This window comes from Syntrophomonas erecta subsp. sporosyntropha (genome assembly GCF_055395365.1).
In genome coordinates this window covers 1,544,285-1,561,119 of record NZ_AP042459.1, presented here as the reverse complement: position 1 = coordinate 1,561,119, position 16,835 = coordinate 1,544,285, and the positions used below count along the sequence as shown (strand labels likewise).

At 43.1% G+C, this 16,835-nt stretch carries 18 protein-coding genes and 1 pseudogene; all 19 read right to left on the bottom strand.

The window, feature by feature from the left end:
• Positions 1 to 312: 312 nt before the first annotated feature.
• Entirely contained in the window at positions 313 to 1,389 is a 1,077-nt protein-coding gene (gene arsB, locus ACZ5Q0_RS07640; RefSeq protein WP_447182370.1) for an ACR3 family arsenite efflux transporter, read from the bottom strand.
• 58 nt (positions 1,390 to 1,447) lie between these two features.
• Positions 1,448 to 2,245, bottom strand: coding sequence for an arsenite methyltransferase (locus ACZ5Q0_RS07635; protein WP_447182369.1), 798 nt, complete (start codon positions 2,243 to 2,245; stop codon positions 1,448 to 1,450).
• A gap of 6 nt (positions 2,246 to 2,251) precedes the next feature.
• Complete coding sequence (arsA, locus tag ACZ5Q0_RS07630) at positions 2,252 to 4,009, bottom strand: arsenical pump-driving ATPase (RefSeq protein ID WP_446818654.1); 1,758 nt, start codon at positions 4,007 to 4,009, stop codon at positions 2,252 to 2,254.
• 2 nt (positions 4,010 to 4,011) lie between these two features.
• Positions 4,012 to 4,377 (bottom strand): arsenite efflux transporter metallochaperone ArsD, encoded by a 366-nt coding sequence (gene arsD / locus ACZ5Q0_RS07625; protein WP_446818656.1) that lies wholly within the window; start codon positions 4,375 to 4,377, stop codon positions 4,012 to 4,014.
• A gap of 15 nt (positions 4,378 to 4,392) precedes the next feature.
• Entirely contained in the window at positions 4,393 to 4,722 is a 330-nt protein-coding gene (locus tag ACZ5Q0_RS07620; protein WP_446818658.1) for an ArsR/SmtB family transcription factor, read from the bottom strand.
• A 163-nt stretch (positions 4,723 to 4,885) separates the two neighbouring features.
• Complete coding sequence (locus ACZ5Q0_RS07615) at positions 4,886 to 6,463, bottom strand: recombinase family protein (protein WP_446818665.1); 1,578 nt, start codon at positions 6,461 to 6,463, stop codon at positions 4,886 to 4,888.
• On the bottom strand, positions 6,454 to 7,761 hold the full coding sequence (locus ACZ5Q0_RS07610; protein ID WP_447182368.1) for a recombinase family protein: 1,308 nt from the start codon (positions 7,759 to 7,761) through the stop codon (positions 6,454 to 6,456). The genes ACZ5Q0_RS07615 and ACZ5Q0_RS07610 overlap by 10 nt, the downstream gene beginning before the upstream one ends.
• Positions 7,762 to 7,811: 50 nt before the next feature.
• A complete protein-coding gene (locus ACZ5Q0_RS07605; RefSeq protein ID WP_446820794.1) occupies positions 7,812 to 7,973 on the bottom strand; it encodes an SHOCT domain-containing protein in 162 nt (53 codons plus the stop codon).
• A complete protein-coding gene (locus ACZ5Q0_RS07600; RefSeq protein ID WP_446818669.1) occupies positions 7,973 to 8,377 on the bottom strand; it encodes a helix-turn-helix domain-containing protein in 405 nt (134 codons plus the stop codon). Before ACZ5Q0_RS07600 ends, ACZ5Q0_RS07605 begins: the two co-directional genes overlap by 1 nt.
• A gap of 81 nt (positions 8,378 to 8,458) precedes the next feature.
• The gene (locus ACZ5Q0_RS07595) at positions 8,459 to 9,160 is read right to left on the bottom strand and encodes an N-acetylmuramoyl-L-alanine amidase (RefSeq protein ID WP_447182367.1); all 702 of its coding nucleotides are present in this window, start codon (positions 9,158 to 9,160) and stop codon (positions 8,459 to 8,461) included.
• Positions 9,157 to 9,564, bottom strand: a complete 408-nt coding sequence (locus tag ACZ5Q0_RS07590; RefSeq protein WP_214083133.1) for a phage holin family protein — start codon at positions 9,562 to 9,564, stop codon at positions 9,157 to 9,159. The genes ACZ5Q0_RS07595 and ACZ5Q0_RS07590 overlap by 4 nt, the downstream gene beginning before the upstream one ends.
• Before the next feature lie 81 nt (positions 9,565 to 9,645).
• On the bottom strand, positions 9,646 to 10,707 hold the full coding sequence (locus tag ACZ5Q0_RS07585) for a hypothetical protein (RefSeq protein ID WP_447182366.1): 1,062 nt from the start codon (positions 10,705 to 10,707) through the stop codon (positions 9,646 to 9,648).
• A 13-nt stretch (positions 10,708 to 10,720) separates the two neighbouring features.
• Positions 10,721 to 11,848, bottom strand: coding sequence for a hypothetical protein (locus tag ACZ5Q0_RS07580; RefSeq protein WP_447182365.1), 1,128 nt, complete (start codon positions 11,846 to 11,848; stop codon positions 10,721 to 10,723).
• Between the two features lie 26 nt (positions 11,849 to 11,874).
• On the bottom strand, positions 11,875 to 14,055 hold the full coding sequence (locus ACZ5Q0_RS07575) for a phage tail protein (RefSeq protein ID WP_446818675.1): 2,181 nt from the start codon (positions 14,053 to 14,055) through the stop codon (positions 11,875 to 11,877).
• Between the two features lie 468 nt (positions 14,056 to 14,523).
• Positions 14,524 to 14,670: a hypothetical protein gene (locus ACZ5Q0_RS07570; protein WP_446818676.1), complete on the bottom strand. Its 147-nt coding sequence runs from the start codon at positions 14,668 to 14,670 to the stop codon at positions 14,524 to 14,526.
• Between the two features lie 41 nt (positions 14,671 to 14,711).
• Positions 14,712 to 15,128 carry a hypothetical protein gene (locus tag ACZ5Q0_RS07565; RefSeq protein ID WP_446818677.1) on the bottom strand — a complete coding sequence of 139 codons (417 nt, stop codon included), beginning with the start codon at positions 15,126 to 15,128 and terminating at the stop codon, positions 14,712 to 14,714.
• Between the two features lie 326 nt (positions 15,129 to 15,454).
• Positions 15,455 to 16,030: pseudogene (locus ACZ5Q0_RS07560) on the bottom strand (major tail protein); the annotation flags it as partial.
• Between the two features lie 4 nt (positions 16,031 to 16,034).
• Entirely contained in the window at positions 16,035 to 16,376 is a 342-nt protein-coding gene (locus ACZ5Q0_RS07555; protein WP_214023576.1) for a hypothetical protein, read from the bottom strand.
• Entirely contained in the window at positions 16,373 to 16,807 is a 435-nt protein-coding gene (locus ACZ5Q0_RS07550; RefSeq protein WP_446818678.1) for an HK97 gp10 family phage protein, read from the bottom strand. Before ACZ5Q0_RS07550 ends, ACZ5Q0_RS07555 begins: the two co-directional genes overlap by 4 nt.
• Positions 16,808 to 16,835: the final 28 nt, after the last annotated feature.

The window sequence follows — 16,835 nt, the reverse complement described above, 5'->3', positions numbered from 1 at the left end:
GAACCGTCCCTCTGTGTCCCTCTGTGTGCCGAACCGTCTCCCTGTGTGGGCTTTCAGGGCAAAAAAAAATAAAACCACCCACCGATAAAATTCCTTTTATCAATAGATGGTAGATAATCTGGCTACCCTGCTATAAAATGATACAAATGCACACCCCTGGTCAATCTTTTAACGATTTCAAGGTGGGGGTGTGCATTCTTCGTCAGGGGGTGTGCAAAATGCTATGCAAGGCATTATAGCAGTTTTTACGATCAGCCATTTAATAAGTCTCGAGAACACAAATGAAGGCTACTTCATATCTGTCCGGCGCACTTAAGCTCCCTCGTAAAGTTTTGGTAGACCTTTCTCGTCAAAGTATTTTCTCTTAAAAAACAAAGCTGAGTTAACTAAGCTTATCATAACCGGCACTTCAACCAATGGACCTATAACAGCGGTAAATGCTACATCGGAGGCAATTCCGAAGACCGCTACAGCAATGGCAATAGCTAACTCAAAATTGTTACTTGCAGCGGTAAATGCCAATGTAACAGTCTGATCATATTTAAAGCCCCACCGATAGGATATAAAAAAGCTGGCAAAGAACATAACTGCAAAATATATTAGAAGCGGAATGGCAATACGTATTACATCTACCGGGTTTTGAATAATCTGCTCACCTTTGCTTATAAACATGATCACGATCGTATATAGTAATGCAATGAGTGCTAAAGGTGAAATCTTGGGGATAAATATTTTCTCGTACCACTCTCTGGTTTTTACTCTAATCAAGCTAAATCTAGTGAGGAATCCGGCAGCAAAGGGAATACCTAAATAAATAAGCACACTCTTGGCTACGTCTAGCATGGATACCTCAACTACATGCCCTCCCCATGAAAGTCCTAGCCATTTCGGAACGAGTGTAACAAATATATAAATATACACAGTATACAAAAGAATCTGGAAGATTGAATTAAGTGCTACTAAGGCGGCACAGTATTCATTGTCTCCTTTGGCTAGGCTGTTCCAAACAATGACCATGGCTATACAACGAGCCAGTCCAATTATTATAAGCCCCATGGCAAAGCCTGGCTTATCACCTAAAAATAATACTGCCAGAACGAACATTAAAATAGGTCCTACAATCCAGTTTTGCACTAAAGAAAATGTAAACACCTTTTTGTTTTGGGTTACTTTCCCTATTTCCTCGTACTTTACCTTGGCTAAGGGTGGATACATCATAATTATCAAACCAATGGCAATCGGCCAGGATATGGTGCCGGTGCTGAATTGACTCAGTGATTGGGCTAAATTGGGAAACAGATATCCGCCTAAGACACCAATCCCCATGGCTATGAAGATCCACAGTGTTAAATACTTATCAAGGGATGATAATCGTGCTTCTTTTTCCATTGCATTACCCCCTATATTAGATTATTTTAGTAAGTCAAGTCAATTGCAACAAACCATATTATTTTCGTGGCTTATCAGCTTCGATTATATAGGATGCTACAAATTCTTCAGCGTTCTTATCGGGGACCCAGCTTTTGATTATCTCTTTACTGTTATCTTTGGGAATCATGCGAATGTTTTCAAAGCCAGCGTTTTTGAGCATATTTTCGATATTGCCAATGTACTCAGCACCGGCAATACAGCCAGCCAAACTAGCCAGATCATTTTTCATATCTTCAGGTATTGGTGCCGTAGCTACTATATCGGATATGGATAGCCTCCCTCCGGCTTTAAGCACTCTATAAGCTTCATTAAATACCTGCTGTTTTTCCAGGGCCAGATTAATAACACAATTTGATATTATGACATCAACTGATCCATCTGCGACCGGCAAGTGTTCAATCTCTCCAAGCCTGAATTCAATATTCTTATAACCGCTTTGTTCAGCATTTTGCCTGGCCAATTTGACCATTTCCGGGGTCATATCTATACCGATAACATAGCCACTTTCCCCTACCTGTTTTCGGGCCAGAAAACAATCAAAGCCGCCGCCGCTTCCCAGGTCAAGTACAATTTCACCCTCTTTTAGCGCCGCTATAGCGATTGGATTTCCGCACCCTAAACCCATATTTGATTCAATCGGAATATCATCAAAGTCGGTTTCCGAATAACCTATATTAATAGAGGCATCTTTGATGTTTATTTGCTGGCCGCCGCAGCTGCAGCCGCTACCGCAACATCCTCCTGCAGAACCTTGCAATGCTACTTCAGAATAATTCTTTCTGATAAATTCTCTGATTTCTTCTTTATCATTCATAATGCCTTACTCCTTATCTTTAAAGTTGCCAATGTTCTTGATGGAGGGATCTTGTAGCCAGGGAATAACCACGAAGTTACCATCACTAATTTGCTGCACTTTATCTATCCAAGCAGTTTCAGCCGCAGCTCGAGCGGAAAGCATGGGGTTACTTACATCAGCCGCAGAAAGAGACTGATTGACTACCCACCATTTATTATTAATACCGGCTCGACTTAAATCCTCGCGCAGTCGCATCGCTTCGAACACAGGGGTAGCTTCCGGTAAGGTAACGATGACAACCTCAGTATGTTTTTCATCCCGCAGTCTTGGTAATAATCTCTGCACCGATATAGGGGTTTCGCCTTTGGTCCTTTGCACCTCCCGGTGGTAGCTGAGGGTTGAGTCAAGAAGCAATAAGGTATGGCCGGTTGGAGCCGTATCTATAATAACAACCTCATTTTCCGATTTATCTACTATTTCTGCAAATGCTCTGAATACGGCAATCTCCTGGGTACAAGGCGATCTCAAATCTTCCTCAATATAGGCTACATCGTCCTCGCTCATGGTTTCGCGTGCCTTAGCCAGAACTTCATTTTGGTAGTCTCTCAATTCCTGCTTTTCATCAATATGGCTAACGGTTATATTCTCTGCTCCGGTAAAAACATAGCTTAGATGGTCGGCTGGATCGGTTGAAGTTAAATGCACCTTAACACCCTTCCTGGCAAGTGCCACGGCAATAGTGGCAGCTACCGATGTCTTGCCTACGCCGCCCTTGCCCATGGTGAAAATGACCTTTTTACCGGCTGCGTATATATCATCAACCATTTCATTTATGGTTTTTAAATCCATCAATTTGCTTTCCGCTTCTCCATTTATATAATTATCACTATTCAGGAACGCCCTTATTTTATCCAAGCCTAATACGTTATAGGAGCGCAAGGGGATAGTGTAAGTCTTAAAATCTTTTAGTCCTTGTGGCATATTGGCCATAGCATGCTGCTGCTTAGATAATATTTTTTGCGAAAGATCATCAGATGCCTCACCAAGTATCCCGTTGATTACAAGAAGCTGATTGTTTATCCCTAAATCTCTCAATTCTCGGCTGGAACGCTCAGCTTCAAGCAGAGGTGTTGTTTCAGGTCTTGAAACTAGAATAAATGTGGTCTTATTTTTATCAGCGAGGTTTATAACCGCATTTTTATACATATCTTTTTTATCCTGCAATCCGGCGAGCTGGCCTAAGCATGAGGCTCCATGGGTACTCTCTGCGATAAAATTACTCCAAGCCGAAGGTAGCTGCAACATGCGCAGGGTATGTCCGGTCGGTGCAGTATCAAAGATGATATAATCAAATTCTTTTTCGGTTGTCTGGTCAGTAATAAAGTGTGAAAACTGGTCAAAAGCCGCTATTTCAACCGTACAGGAGCCAGAAAGCTGTTCCTCCATATTATTGATTACGCTGTCGGGCAACTTCCCCCTATATGGAGCTATAACTGATTCCCTATATTCTCTGGCAGCTTCTTCAGGGTCAAGATTGGCAACTACCAGCCCAGGAACGCCCTCAATCTGCACACCCTTGCCATTTAATTCAGTATCAAAAACATCCTGCAAATTTGAAGCCGGGTCTGTACTTATCAGCAGTACATTTTTACCGCTATCAGCCAAATTCACACCTACAGCACATGCTGCAGATGTCTTTCCCACCCCGCCTTTGCCGGTAAAAAACAAATATTGGGTGAGATCTATTTTATTTAAATCAAAGGATTGGAATTTGGTATTCATGATTAACAGCACCCCTTGGGACCACAGCAGCAACTGCTTGTGATGATTGATGGTTTTGAATCTATTTCCGTTTCCAGCCATTTTTCAATTTCTTCATTAGTTGGGTATGCTTTGGTTTTGGCCACCACTCCATCCACCAGCGTTACGGGCAGTATTTCTGCCCCCTCTTTTTGCAGAAGGTCGCTGATTACTTTATTCGCAATAAAATCCTGAGGTTCATTGGATAAGCCATGTCTCTTAATGATTATGCCTTTATCTTTTAAAGAGTTAATTACTGTAGCCATCCTCATCAGTTCCGGATCAATTGATGGTCCACATACCCCGGTGGCACAGCACATGGCTGGATCAAAAATTTCAATTTTCTTCATGCTAAAAATTCCTCCTTATTTATCTGCAGTGCATTCTTTGCAGCTGCCTCGCTTACAGATGCAATCGTCCTTGTCATGAGTTATATAGTTGATAAAATCAATAGCTTCCTCTGTTCTTTCACTTCTAAGGGTATATCTCATCCAGGCTCCATCACGAACACCGTTAACCAGACCGCTTTCAGTTAGTATTTTCATATGGTAGCTGAGTGTTGACTGAGAAATACTGAACTTTTCCAATATGTCACATGCGCACATCTCGCCACATGACAACATATCAATTATCTTTAAACGCGTCTCATCTGATAACGCCTTAAATACGGGAACATAATCGGCATAAGAGTTCATCAAATTCCCCCCAAGCACATTTATATATTTCGATGACATTGACAAATGTCGATATGCTTATAATACTAAAGTATATCGACATTTGTCAATGTGATTATAATTAGTTCATAACAAAATCGCAGGGCTAGAATTGTACCAGCCCTGCGGATAATTGGTTATATTATTAAACTATAATTACAGTACCGTCTCTGAAAGTAAAATGGATGTCATTAGCATCATGGATTATGACTTTATCAATGACTGCCAACCACAGCTTCTCGTCAAACTCATCGATCACAAGCGGGCGGGTCTCGATTTCCTGTATAAACCCGTCCAGTACCAATGATTTATTTTGGCGGTTTCGCCGCTGATCCTCTAATTCAGCAATCCGCTCTGTTGCAATCCGGTGCCGCTCCATGTATCCCTGGTGCCGTTCGTTAAATTCATCCTGATTAATGGCAAAGCGGGCGTTTTCATAAATGGATTTCCGCGTGAGTTCGGAAACAACCTCAATTTCGCGGTGCAGTTCCGCAAGTTCCGTTTCAATTGCCGAGCAATCACATAAGACTTCTTGGGCAAGGCGGCTGTTGCTAAGAACCTCATCCCGATCACCCATCAATATGTTAAATGCCTTCAGAAAGCGCTGCTTAATCTCATCTTCTGTAAGATGAGGCGTGGAACAAGGTTTATCGTTTTTGTACTTATCATTGCACCGCCATACCGTGCGCCGGTATTTTGTATTTGAACCCCAGACCTTGGAACCGTAAAAACCGCCGCACTCACCGCAAACGATTTTAGCCGAAAATGGGCTGTGGCAACTGACTGGCCTACCAAGTTTTTTACGCCGTTCCATTTCAAGCTGCACCGCATCAAATTCGTCCGGCTCAATAATGGCGGGATGGCTATTCTGCACATAGTATTGAGGAACTTCACCCTCGTTGACTTTGGTGGTTTTGGTGAGAAAATCCACCGTGAAGCGTTTTTGCAGCAGAGCGTCACCCTTGTATTTTTCGTTGGATAGGATACTTTTTACCGTTGCAACTTGCCATTTCTTTTTGCCGCCCGGGGATAGAATTCCTTTTGCCTTTAACAGTTTTGCAATTGCTGACGGTGTTTTACCTTCCATGAAAAGCCGGAATATCATACGGACTGTTTCCGCTTCAGATTCCACAATTTCCGGTAAGCCATCCTCACCTTTTCTATAGCCGAGAAATTGGCCATATGGCAGGCTGACCTTTCCATCTGCCATACGCTTGCGCTGCCCCCATGTGACGTTTTCGGATATGGAGCGGCTTTCCTCCTGTGCAAGGCTGGACATTATCGTGATGAGAAGCTCACCCTTACTGTCCAGCGTATAAATATTTTCCTTCTCGAAATAGACCTCCACACCTTTCTCCTTAAGCTGGCGTACCGTTACAAGGCTATCCACCGTGTTTCTGGCAAAACGGCTTACTGATTTTGTTATAATTAAATCTATCTGCCCGGCCAAAGCATCTGCTATCATCTGGTTAAATCCATCACGTTTCTTGGTATTGGTAGCACTGATACCTTCATCTGTATAGACCTTAACAAACTCCCAGTCTGCACGATCCTTAATAAATTTGGTATAGTAGTCCACCTGTGCCTCATAACTGGTCAATTGCTCCTCGCTATCGGTGGAGACCCTGGCATAAGCCGCAACCCTTCGTTTAGCAGTCAGATTATTATTTTGGGCTGAGTGTCGCTTAGGGGTTGCCGGTATTATTCTTACATTTACCGCCATTGTTCCTTTACCCCTTTCGCTTTTTCACGAGCAGCCTGCCGCATTTCATCAGTCCAGCTTTCTCTTCGTGACCTGTCCTGCCAGACCTTTTCAACTAAATGTCCATCACAAAACACAAAGACCAGCTTATTGAACTCAGGCACCAAGATTTCTGTTATCTTTTTCTTGAAGATACTTTCATCAAATTCACTAAGCCCGAGAACATCTGTAGCTGCCTCATAAAGTATGTTTTCGGGTATTTGCTTTGCATGACAGGCGGCTTTACCCTGTTCCAAGTATGTTGAGCACTGCCAGGCTGGCTTTCTATTCCCGGCTTTTCGCTTATATTTCTTACCACAGTTTTCGCATCGAATAATTCTGCTAAAGGGGTAACGGTTATGAGTATCACCCTTTGCACCGCAAAGCTTGCGCCGCTCTTTTAAGACCTTCTGTGCTCTTTCAAAAGTTTTCGTATCGATAATGGCGGGGTGTGTGCCTTCAGCAAAATACATGGGTAATTTGCCTTTATTCCAGACCAGCCTTTTTGTTAAATGGTCTGCTACATACTTTTTTTGAAGCAAGGCGTTTCCTGTATATTTTTCATTCTTAATAATTGCAATTACTCTTTCGCTGTTCCAATCCCCGTCCCGTATGGTAGGTATGTTCATTTCTTTTAACTTCACCGCAATCTTGCTGCCGCCCATGCCATTTATATAATCTTCAAATATCATGCGAACGATAGCCGATTCTTCAGGGTCAATTTCAACCTTTCCCTTTTCAATTTTATAACCAAACATGAACCGTAAATTGGCCAGTTTGCCATTTTCAAACTGCTTACGGATACGCCATTTGCAATTTTCACTTACAGACCTGCTTTCTTCCTGGGCGTAGCTGGCAAGAATGGTCAGCATAAGTTCCCCCTCGCCGCTTATTGAGTGGATATTCTGTTCTTCAAAGTATACATCCACACCAAATCCTTTCAACTCCCGCACCGTTTCCAAAAGGTCAACGGTGTTCCTGGCAAAACGGGAGATGGACTTGGTTAGCACGAGGTCAATTTTTCCACCACGACAATCTTTAATGAGTCGCCTAAACTCCGGGCGGTTGTCTTTAGTTCCGGTTAGTGCTTCATCTGCATAAACACCGGCATAGATCCAGCCCGGGTGCTTTTGAATATAATAGCTGTAATGACTAACCTGTGCAGCAAGGGAATGAAGCATTTCCTCCTTACCGGATGATACTCTTGCATATGCCGCTACCTTCGTCAGAGAGGGCATCTTCGTAGTTGTCTTTTCCATTTTCGTTACAGTTCTCTTCAATTTTAGCACCTCCTTTCCAGTTACATATATCACTTAAAAACCCACTAATATCAAGTCTTATAGCGATATATGCTGCCTAAAGGGAGGCCATATTTCTCTGCAATAGTTTCCTCAGCTTTTAACAAATCTTCTTCCGAAATGATGCCCCGATCAAACCATTCAAGAAAGATAGATATGGCAACACGATAATGTATAATTGACTGTTCTATCATCAAAACCGCACCGCCTTTGACTTGCCATAACAGGCCCGGGAGCAGTATTTGCGCTCTCGTTTGCCATAGCTTTCAAAATCTTGACCACAAGTCTGACAAGTAAATGCACGGACGGCTATACGGTTTATTTTTTCCGGATGACTATTCCACCACGCCATACGGCACTTATTTGAGCAGAACCGTTTTTGCTTCTTGCCTGCGATCTGCTTTAGCGGTGCCCCACACTGGTTACAAAGCGCATCTCCTTCTTGTTTAGTTCCTGCAGAAGCAACTCCGCCTAAATTGTTTCTGCGGCAAAATGATTTAATTGTGTTTACTGAAATCCCAAGAACATCTGCAATTTTAGAGTAACTTTCACCGTTTGCACGAAGTATAACAATTTGCTCTTTTTGTAAATTGTTCATCGGTGTTCCTCCTTCTGAGGATAAAAACACCCTCACCATCCACAGGACAGTGAGGGCGATTTGGCAACCGAAAAACACCTTTTATTCAGTTTTAATAAAAGCATCGGTAAAGCCTGCCTTCTTTGCTCTGGCAAGCTGTGCCTCAGCATTAGCCTTGATGGTATAGGCACCGATTTGAACACGATAGTATTTCTTTTTCTCCTCGGTGGCAGATTTATCGCCTTCAATCAGCAGCTTCTTCACATCCGCCCTACAGGCATCCATACTCTTACCATGCAAAGAAAACCAGTGCTTCGGATCACCATGATTACTGGCAATTCCTCTCTGGTATCCTTCATAGTGGCCGATGATGTTCTTTTCCGTCAGGTTATAAAGCCTGCAAAGATAAACACAAAGCTCTATAGCTTCCTTGTAGACCGCATTAAAATAGGAAGCATCAGTCAAATTATCCTCGCAAATTTCAAGTCCAATATGTGTATCATTAGCACTGCCGCCTGCATGCCAGCCCCGATGATTCCAAGGAAGGGTTTGGTAAGTAGCAATAGAGCCATCAGCCAGTTTCCCAATAAAAGCATGGGGGCAAACTTGCCTGCCATCGGGTCTTTCCTGATTCCAGTGATTGCTATACGGGTTTTTACCTAAGAGTTCATCATCCGGCCCAATATATCGTTTAAGATAAGGGTTGTTGGCACCTGTGCTATGGACCATGATGCCTTTTGGCACAATGGTTTTACCTGCCTTGTAGCAGGCATTTTCAGTCAGAATGAGTTTTCTTAGATTCATTTACTCTCACCACCTTCACGAAGCTGAGCCAAGACGTTCTTCAATTTTTCCGGTATGGGAAGACCAATCTTCGATGCATTTTCGACAATACTGATTCCTTCATTGGATAAATAAAAGAAGATAACCGCTGTGCGAATTACACTACCATCCCCGATAATATTGCTGTCAATAATATGGGCCACGCCCACCAGGCAAAAGATCATCACTTTTTTAAAGATTCCCCGAGCCCCTATATCACTGGACAGCCTTTTTTCCAGTAATGCCAACATCACCCCGGTAATATAGTCCAGGACCACAAAGGCTACCAGGGCATATAAGAATCCATCAAGGCCGCCTAAAAACCAGCCCAGCCAACCACCGATGGCGGTAATGGCTATTTGTATGTAGGTCCATATTTCTTTCATTTTCATTACCTCGCTTTCTACATAAAAAATACGCCCTAAGCTTTTAAGGCGTAATTATTCCCTGGAATTTTTTAATTCGCTTTAATAAGGAGCATAGAATACATAACCCGTGGCCTTTATATAAAAGCCATCTCCCGGCACATAAATAGCACCATCTAAGTTATCCGAACCGATAACACTAAGCCCCGGTTGTTCTACTCCTTCCCAGTACAGGCCATCAGCTGAAACATAGAGCATCTCTTCCGCAAAGAGGGCATATTTACCCCAATCTGCCATCCAGATGATGTTGTTGGGGTTATGGATGTTGTTATCAGCTAAGCCTCCCACATTATATAGATTTGTTTCTATCACTTCAGTAGCACTGTCATTTAACATACAAAGCTTTACATGGTATTTATCGGATATATAATTGTATTTCATAACAAAGAGCTTTCCATTAATGGAGCGGATGTTCATATAAGTTGTTTCATTTAAGTCCTCTTGAATAGTAGTGGACCAGCTGCCAGGACTGCTGGAACTGGCTCTAGCTATTTCCTTACTGTTACTTACAATCCCCACAAAATATCCTTTATGGGCAGTTAAATATCTAAAAGCCGGTACCGATACCCCATCAGCCCCGACCAGGATCCAGGCAGTCCGCTCCTCCAAAGAATCGTAGCTATAATAAAGGGGAGATTTATAGTACCACCAGGATACTACGCCGCATTCGGTTGAAGGGTCATAAGCCCCGCAGATCATATCGTTTTTGGCTCCCTCACAATAACCAGCATTGTACCAGGTTATCCCGTCAAAGGAAGCGATGATGTTCGCCATCCCCACAATGCAGGCCAAAAACACACCATCACCAGCCCAGAGGATATAAGGTTGTCCGTAGCTCCACCAGGGTACACTAACTACTGTCCACTTTTTAGTAGTTTGGTTGTAGTAGGACATATAGGGGGTTTTGGCATAATAGACTGCAATTTGGGCAACTCCGTTATCATATACATCAATCTGTTTTTCGCTGCTATACTGGGTATAGCCGAAGTCGTTATAATATTTCTTGCTCCAGTTGAGTGTTGGAATAGGGAGAACGATACTTCCCCGGCCTCCAAAAGCAGTCCAGATAGCTAAGGTATTATTAAAATTGCGATGATATGTCATACTTTCCCCCCCTTTAGACTTTTTCAATGGCAGTGATTCTGCCGCTACTGTCAGTAGTATAGGTATAATTTGCTGTACTGCCATCAGCATAGGTAACTTCGAAAGCTGCTGCATCCACTAATAACGAAGCTACTTCTTTTAATAAAAGCTCTGAGAATATATCTTCTAGGGTAATACTGGTAATCCTGCCACTGCCATCGGTAGTAAAACTATATTGAGCATGATATTGATGGCTCTCACCTTTTTCTACTTCGTAGGTGACATTGATGGTGTTATCAACTATGGATAGCTCTTTAACTATGGTGTAAGACACCTGCAGGTCCCAGACCTGGTTTTGCACATTATCAACCGAATGGCTCACCCCGGTAATAGAGCTTTCTATCCGGTAGAAGGTATCGGAGATACTGGGCCGGTAGGAGCCTACTTCCACCCGGATGTTATATCTATAGAAGGGATTATACTCTAAGGAGATAATCCTGGTTTTAACATTGATGCCCAGAGGATTAAAGACTATCTGGACATTGTCTCCAACAGATAAATCCAGCAGTTTAAAAAAGGCAATATCATAGGAAGAGCTATTTTCCCGAGAATCATAGGATACAGCCACATTGGTTACGTTTTTGGTATCCATCACCAGCTGGTATTCGGTAACGCCTCTGTGGCTTCTAATGTTGATCTGGTAACCGTCGTATTCAATCTCCCCGCCTAAAATGGCAATGTACTGCATCAGGGCTGCTCTTCTAGAGACCTTTTGGTTGATTTTCATGGTAACACTATCGGTGAAATCAACGATACCGGCAGTAAAAGGAGTACCCGCTAAAACTTGGGTTAATCCTTCCGTAGGATCTCCAGTGAAATTGAATTCAGTGATATTATACATTTCATGATTAAGCAGATAGGATACATGTTCACACAAGACTGAGCAGATAGGTAGATCCCCTTGAATGGATTTACTAATCTGCACAATCTCAAAATACTGGCCATCAAGTTTTGCTACCTGCCGGGTTTTTAAAGCCAGGGCAGACTTGGCCAGTACGGTAAAAGACAGGGTATATTCCCCGTCCAGGGTTTCCCTTAAATTGGCACTCATAACTTTTTTTATGGACCGAATCAAAGTGCTTCCTGCATATATATCAATCATGGCCAGACTGCCCTCCTTTATTTTATTTAAGCTCCGGCCACTCCCAGGTTTCTGACGGTGACGGTATTTTGGTTCCACTGCAGCTGGGCTATGACTCGGGTTAAGATGTTCCCGTCAATGGTTAATGGAATAGTAACATCAAAGATTGCACCGCTATTTCCGGTATCTACGCCGCTGACTACACTATTCATATCTAAATCAAAGTCGGTAGGAATAGCCCCAGCCATTTCTTTTTCTACATCTTTCATGGCACTCGTAAAGCCTTCTCCGATGCCTTGACCCATGTTTTCACCAATACCAGCAAAAACTTTAGAAGGTGAGCGGATCCCTAGTACACTTTTCATGCTACTTACTATACCGCTTACCATGCTGTTTACTTTACTTTGGATCCAACCCAGCATAGAGGATATTCCATTCCAAAGACCCTGTATAATATTTTTGCCAATCTCCACTATGGAGACGGCAGCTTTTCCTATACCAGTTATAATAGCGGCGACGATTTGCGGCAGGCTTGCGACTAATTGAGGCAAGGCCTGAATCAATCCGGCTGCAAGCTTAATGGTAAGTTCAACACCCAATCCAATAATTGTGGGCAGATTTTCTGTAATAAAATTAATGATGCTAGTAATGATATGAGGCAACGCCTCAATAAGCTGGGGCAGAGCATTTAAAAGCCCTTCCGCCAATCCAGTTATTATGGCAAAGGCCGCCTCGATGACTTTATCCATGTTCTCAAGCAGCCCTTGTACGATTGTTATCACCGCACTCATCGCCGCAGGAACGAGTTCCGGCAAAGCAAGGCCTAAGCCTTCCACAAGCGCGGTAATAAGTTGCACTGCGGCATCAATTAGCAACGGGAGATTATCAATGAGTGCACCGACAATCGTCATAACCGCATCCACTGTAGCCGGAATAAGTTCTGGCAATAAACTTAAAATCGTTTCCAACACCTGGCTGAACACATTCGTGACAGTATTAAGAAGTGTAGGAAGCAGGTCACCAATCGCCGATAAAATCGCGTCCATTGCTATTGGGAGAGCTGTTACGATATTCTCTAAGACAGGCACAATGTTTTTAACTACCGCCTGAAAGGCCTCCACAAGATTCTGTGTCAAATTTGTCATGTCAGCATTAGCATTGCCTAATCCAGCTGTGAAAGAGCCAAGAGCCGCTTGCATCAACCCAATCGAACCGGTTATGGTCTGGGTGGACTCCCTGGCAAAGTTTCCGGCATACTGCTCTGTATTTTCAAAGAACATCTGCATCGCAACTTCAGCTTTTTCGGCATTTGAAGCAGACGCCCAGGTGAAATTTAAGCCCTTGGCGAGGGCGTAGGCTTCAATGTTGGTGGCATTCATGGCGACACCCAAATTATCCATCATTGTGAAGTTTCCCTTGGCTGCTCCCGCCACAGATTCCAGAGCCATCTGCATATCGATGCCCATCACGGAGGCCATATCTGCCGCCCTTTGCATTGCCTTTTCCGTCAATTCAAGGCTTTTTTGCTGTTCAATGCCGGAGCCTTGGAACAAGGCACCCATCTTGTTGGCGGTAGCCAGATACTCACTTTGCGACACGCCGAGGTTTTTATATGCTTCCTCGCCCGCCTTTTGAATTGACGCAGCATATTTGCCAAACACGGCTTCCGAGCCACCAAGATTCTGCTCCAGCTCACCGAACTGTTGCACCACCTCTTTGCCTAGTTTTATCGCAGCGGCACCGGCTGCGACGGCCACTGTACCCATTGCCGCTCCTACACCTTTTAAGATACCGCCTAGTTTCTCAAACCTACTCCCAGCTCCATCTGCAGATTTACCCGTTTCCTCCAGTTCATCGCCAAGTTTATCCGCATCGGCGGCGGACTCCTCCAACTCTCGTTCCATATTATTAAGTTCTGCTTTGGCGTTATTAAGCTGGGTAGCCCAATTCTGGGTTCTGCGATCTGTTTCACCAAATGAATCAGAGGCATTTTTTAGGGCAGCTTCCAAGGTGCTAATTTTTTCCTTCTGTGCTTCAATCTCTTTATTTAGTACATTGTTTCTGGCTGTTATCGCCTGAATGGATTTATCCTGTTTATCAAACTGGGATGTAACCAGATTCATTTCCGAGCCTAGCACCTTAAAACTCTGGTTAATTTCTTTTAAGGCGTTTTTGAAGTTTTTCTCGCCCTCGATGCCAATTTTAAGGCCAAAAGAATTATCAGCCACAGTGTTTCACCTCCTCCCATGCAGACATGAAAAAAGACACCCTGGTTTTAGAGTGTCTTGGTAAAAGATAATATTGTTAAACCGCGGAATATAGATTATGTAGCATATTGTTCTACTAAGATAATGCCCATAATCTCAATCTGACTTTTGAAAATCATTTCTTAGACTTTATCCAATTAATTACCAGATATACAAGGAACGATGCAATATACCCGATAACGAAATAAAGAATGGCATGTTGCCAAACAGGTGGCCATGTGTCGTTGTGTAAATTACTGAAAAACATTCTTGGAAGAACGCATCCTCCAATTGTTACACCGATGCTCACACCAATTGCACTTTTAAGAGATTTTTTTATCATAAATTATCCTCTGCCATTGCCAAAAAATATATAAATAATCTTTGTTCGCATTTATCTAGTAATAAGGTATATTTGATTATAACATTGTTAGCCAATAAATATGCCATTTATATTCCAGTAGGAATCACATCATCAATGAAATATTGCTTTCTCATTTTTGAGATACCAATAAACTGCTTATGACATTCCCACAAATCCATCAAATAGCCAATAGGCATTAGCCAGACTTCTTCTTCCCGGCGATTCAATTGCACCGTCCCATAGTAAATGATCCGGGTAAAGAGTGCCTCCTCACTTACCCGGCCACCTCGTTTTTTGATTCTTCACTCTCCACATTTCTTTTGGTGCCCTTTAGCATACTGGCCATAATAGCGTTTTTGTACTGGGCCAGATCCAATGGCGAGGTCAAAAGCTCCATCTCTTCTTCGGTTAAGAGTTCCTGCTTATCCTCTTTGTTCCTGAGATTGTGGATCAAGATGGACTGATTGGCCAGCAAAGTAATCAGGTAAATTACCTCGTCTAAAGCCATTTCAAAGTTCTCTGTTTTCATGAGCTTTTCACCCAGGTTTTCCAAGCCTCCATAGCGCTTGGCGATGGCTTTGGTCGCTTTCGTGGTGAGAATCAGCCGGTACTCCCTATCACCAATGGTTATCACTGTACTTCTTTCTGCAGAAGCTTCATCTACTTCCACTGGTTTTATTTCATTAGCCATAAGTCATCCTCCCATCTTTATTCTGAAACCACTACTGTAGCTACAGTGGTGGACACGCTATCAGCGCCGCTTAGGCTTAAAACACAATAGTAATAGTAGGTACCGGCTACCAAATCAGTAGGAATGTCAAAGCTGGCTGAGGTTTCCCCATTGATAATTGTACCGCCAGTGGAACTATCTACCTCATTCTCATACCATTGGTAAGTGACTGGGTTACCGGTATTGCTGCTGGCTACCACCGAAAGGCTCTCGGTAATGCTGCCCTCAGTCACTTCCGTTGTAGCTGCCGGTTGAGTCGTAATGGTAATAGTGGGTGTCACCTCAGTAAAGTCGGGTTCATAAACAGATGTGAACCAATTGGTAATGATGGAAGCTGCCACTCCATCATCTCCTTCTGTCACTTCTGCTTTCCATGGGTGTTTATTCTCCCCATCAAGCTTGTTTCTCCTGAAAACAGTGCCTTCTATGGTGGGACTGCTAAAGGTAATGGAATCCCCCTTGGTGGCCAGACTGGTAGCAGGAATACTAAAGATAACCCGATAAAGCCAGAAGTGACGATATCTCCCGTTAGCCTTTTTTGCCCGAAACCCAATAGCCACCGGGCTGCCACCGTCCTCACTTCTGGAAACTACTACGTTGTTACTGTCAATCTTACAGCCGGTTAAATCCTGGATAACTGCTGACGCAAGATCATCCACCCCCAGGCTCAAAGCACCACTTTTAAACTCCTTAACAATTTCTGAGGCTGCATCATTAGCATAAAGTATCGCTTCAATAAGCTCTACACTTAGCTCGGCGGTCATAGCCTTGGCCAGTATTTGGGGAGCGCCATAAGTTTCATCACCGTTTGTATCTTCAGTGATTTTTGCATAATATAGCCGATCTAAACCTATAGTTGCCATGGTTTTATACCTCCATTTCATATTCCATCATTACATCTACGCAATAATGATGGTATTTTGTATCTTCCTCAAAACCGATATATCTGCGATCGGTAATGGAAAAACCAGCCTCAAGGAGTAATCTTGTCAGCTGGTTTCGTCTATTTATATAGTTGCTCTTTGTAAAAAGAGAAAGCCTTACTTCCTCTAGTTGTGTTAACGGTCTATTATCTGCGTAAAGGTCAAGGCTATCTGACATCGGAGTGATTACCAGATATTCATCCGGGGGAGCTTCGCTGAATATTCCCGTTTCAATAGGTATATCCAGCGTTCCCAAGAGAGTATTTAATTCGAATAGTATGCTCATATTCCTTTCTTCAACTCCTCGTCCAGCTTTGCCTTCATCACTTCAATGCAGGATTTTCTGCCGGAAGATCTGGCTGGTTTTAAAAAGGGTTTTGGTGGCTGACCGCTTTTTCCATACTCAAGGATATTTGCAATCTTGGCATTGCTGTCTCCATCACTTCTAGGCTCGGAAAATCCGACTTTGATATTATGGTTGCCTTTTTTATCAATTAGAGCTGGTGAGAGTCCTAAAGCAAGTTCTAGTTCTCCGGTGGAACGTGACGGGTATTTGGTGCCGCTTCCAATGACAGCGGTCAAGTTTGATTTAATCTTATGAAGCATGACCTCACCGCCTGCATCCAGAACTTTAGGAATAATTTCATCTGTCTTATCACCCAGTTTTGATATCTTTAAGAGAAAATTTTCCGGCATTTTAACTGAGCAGCGTCCCATAATGCCAAGTCACCTCCTCATTTCTGCT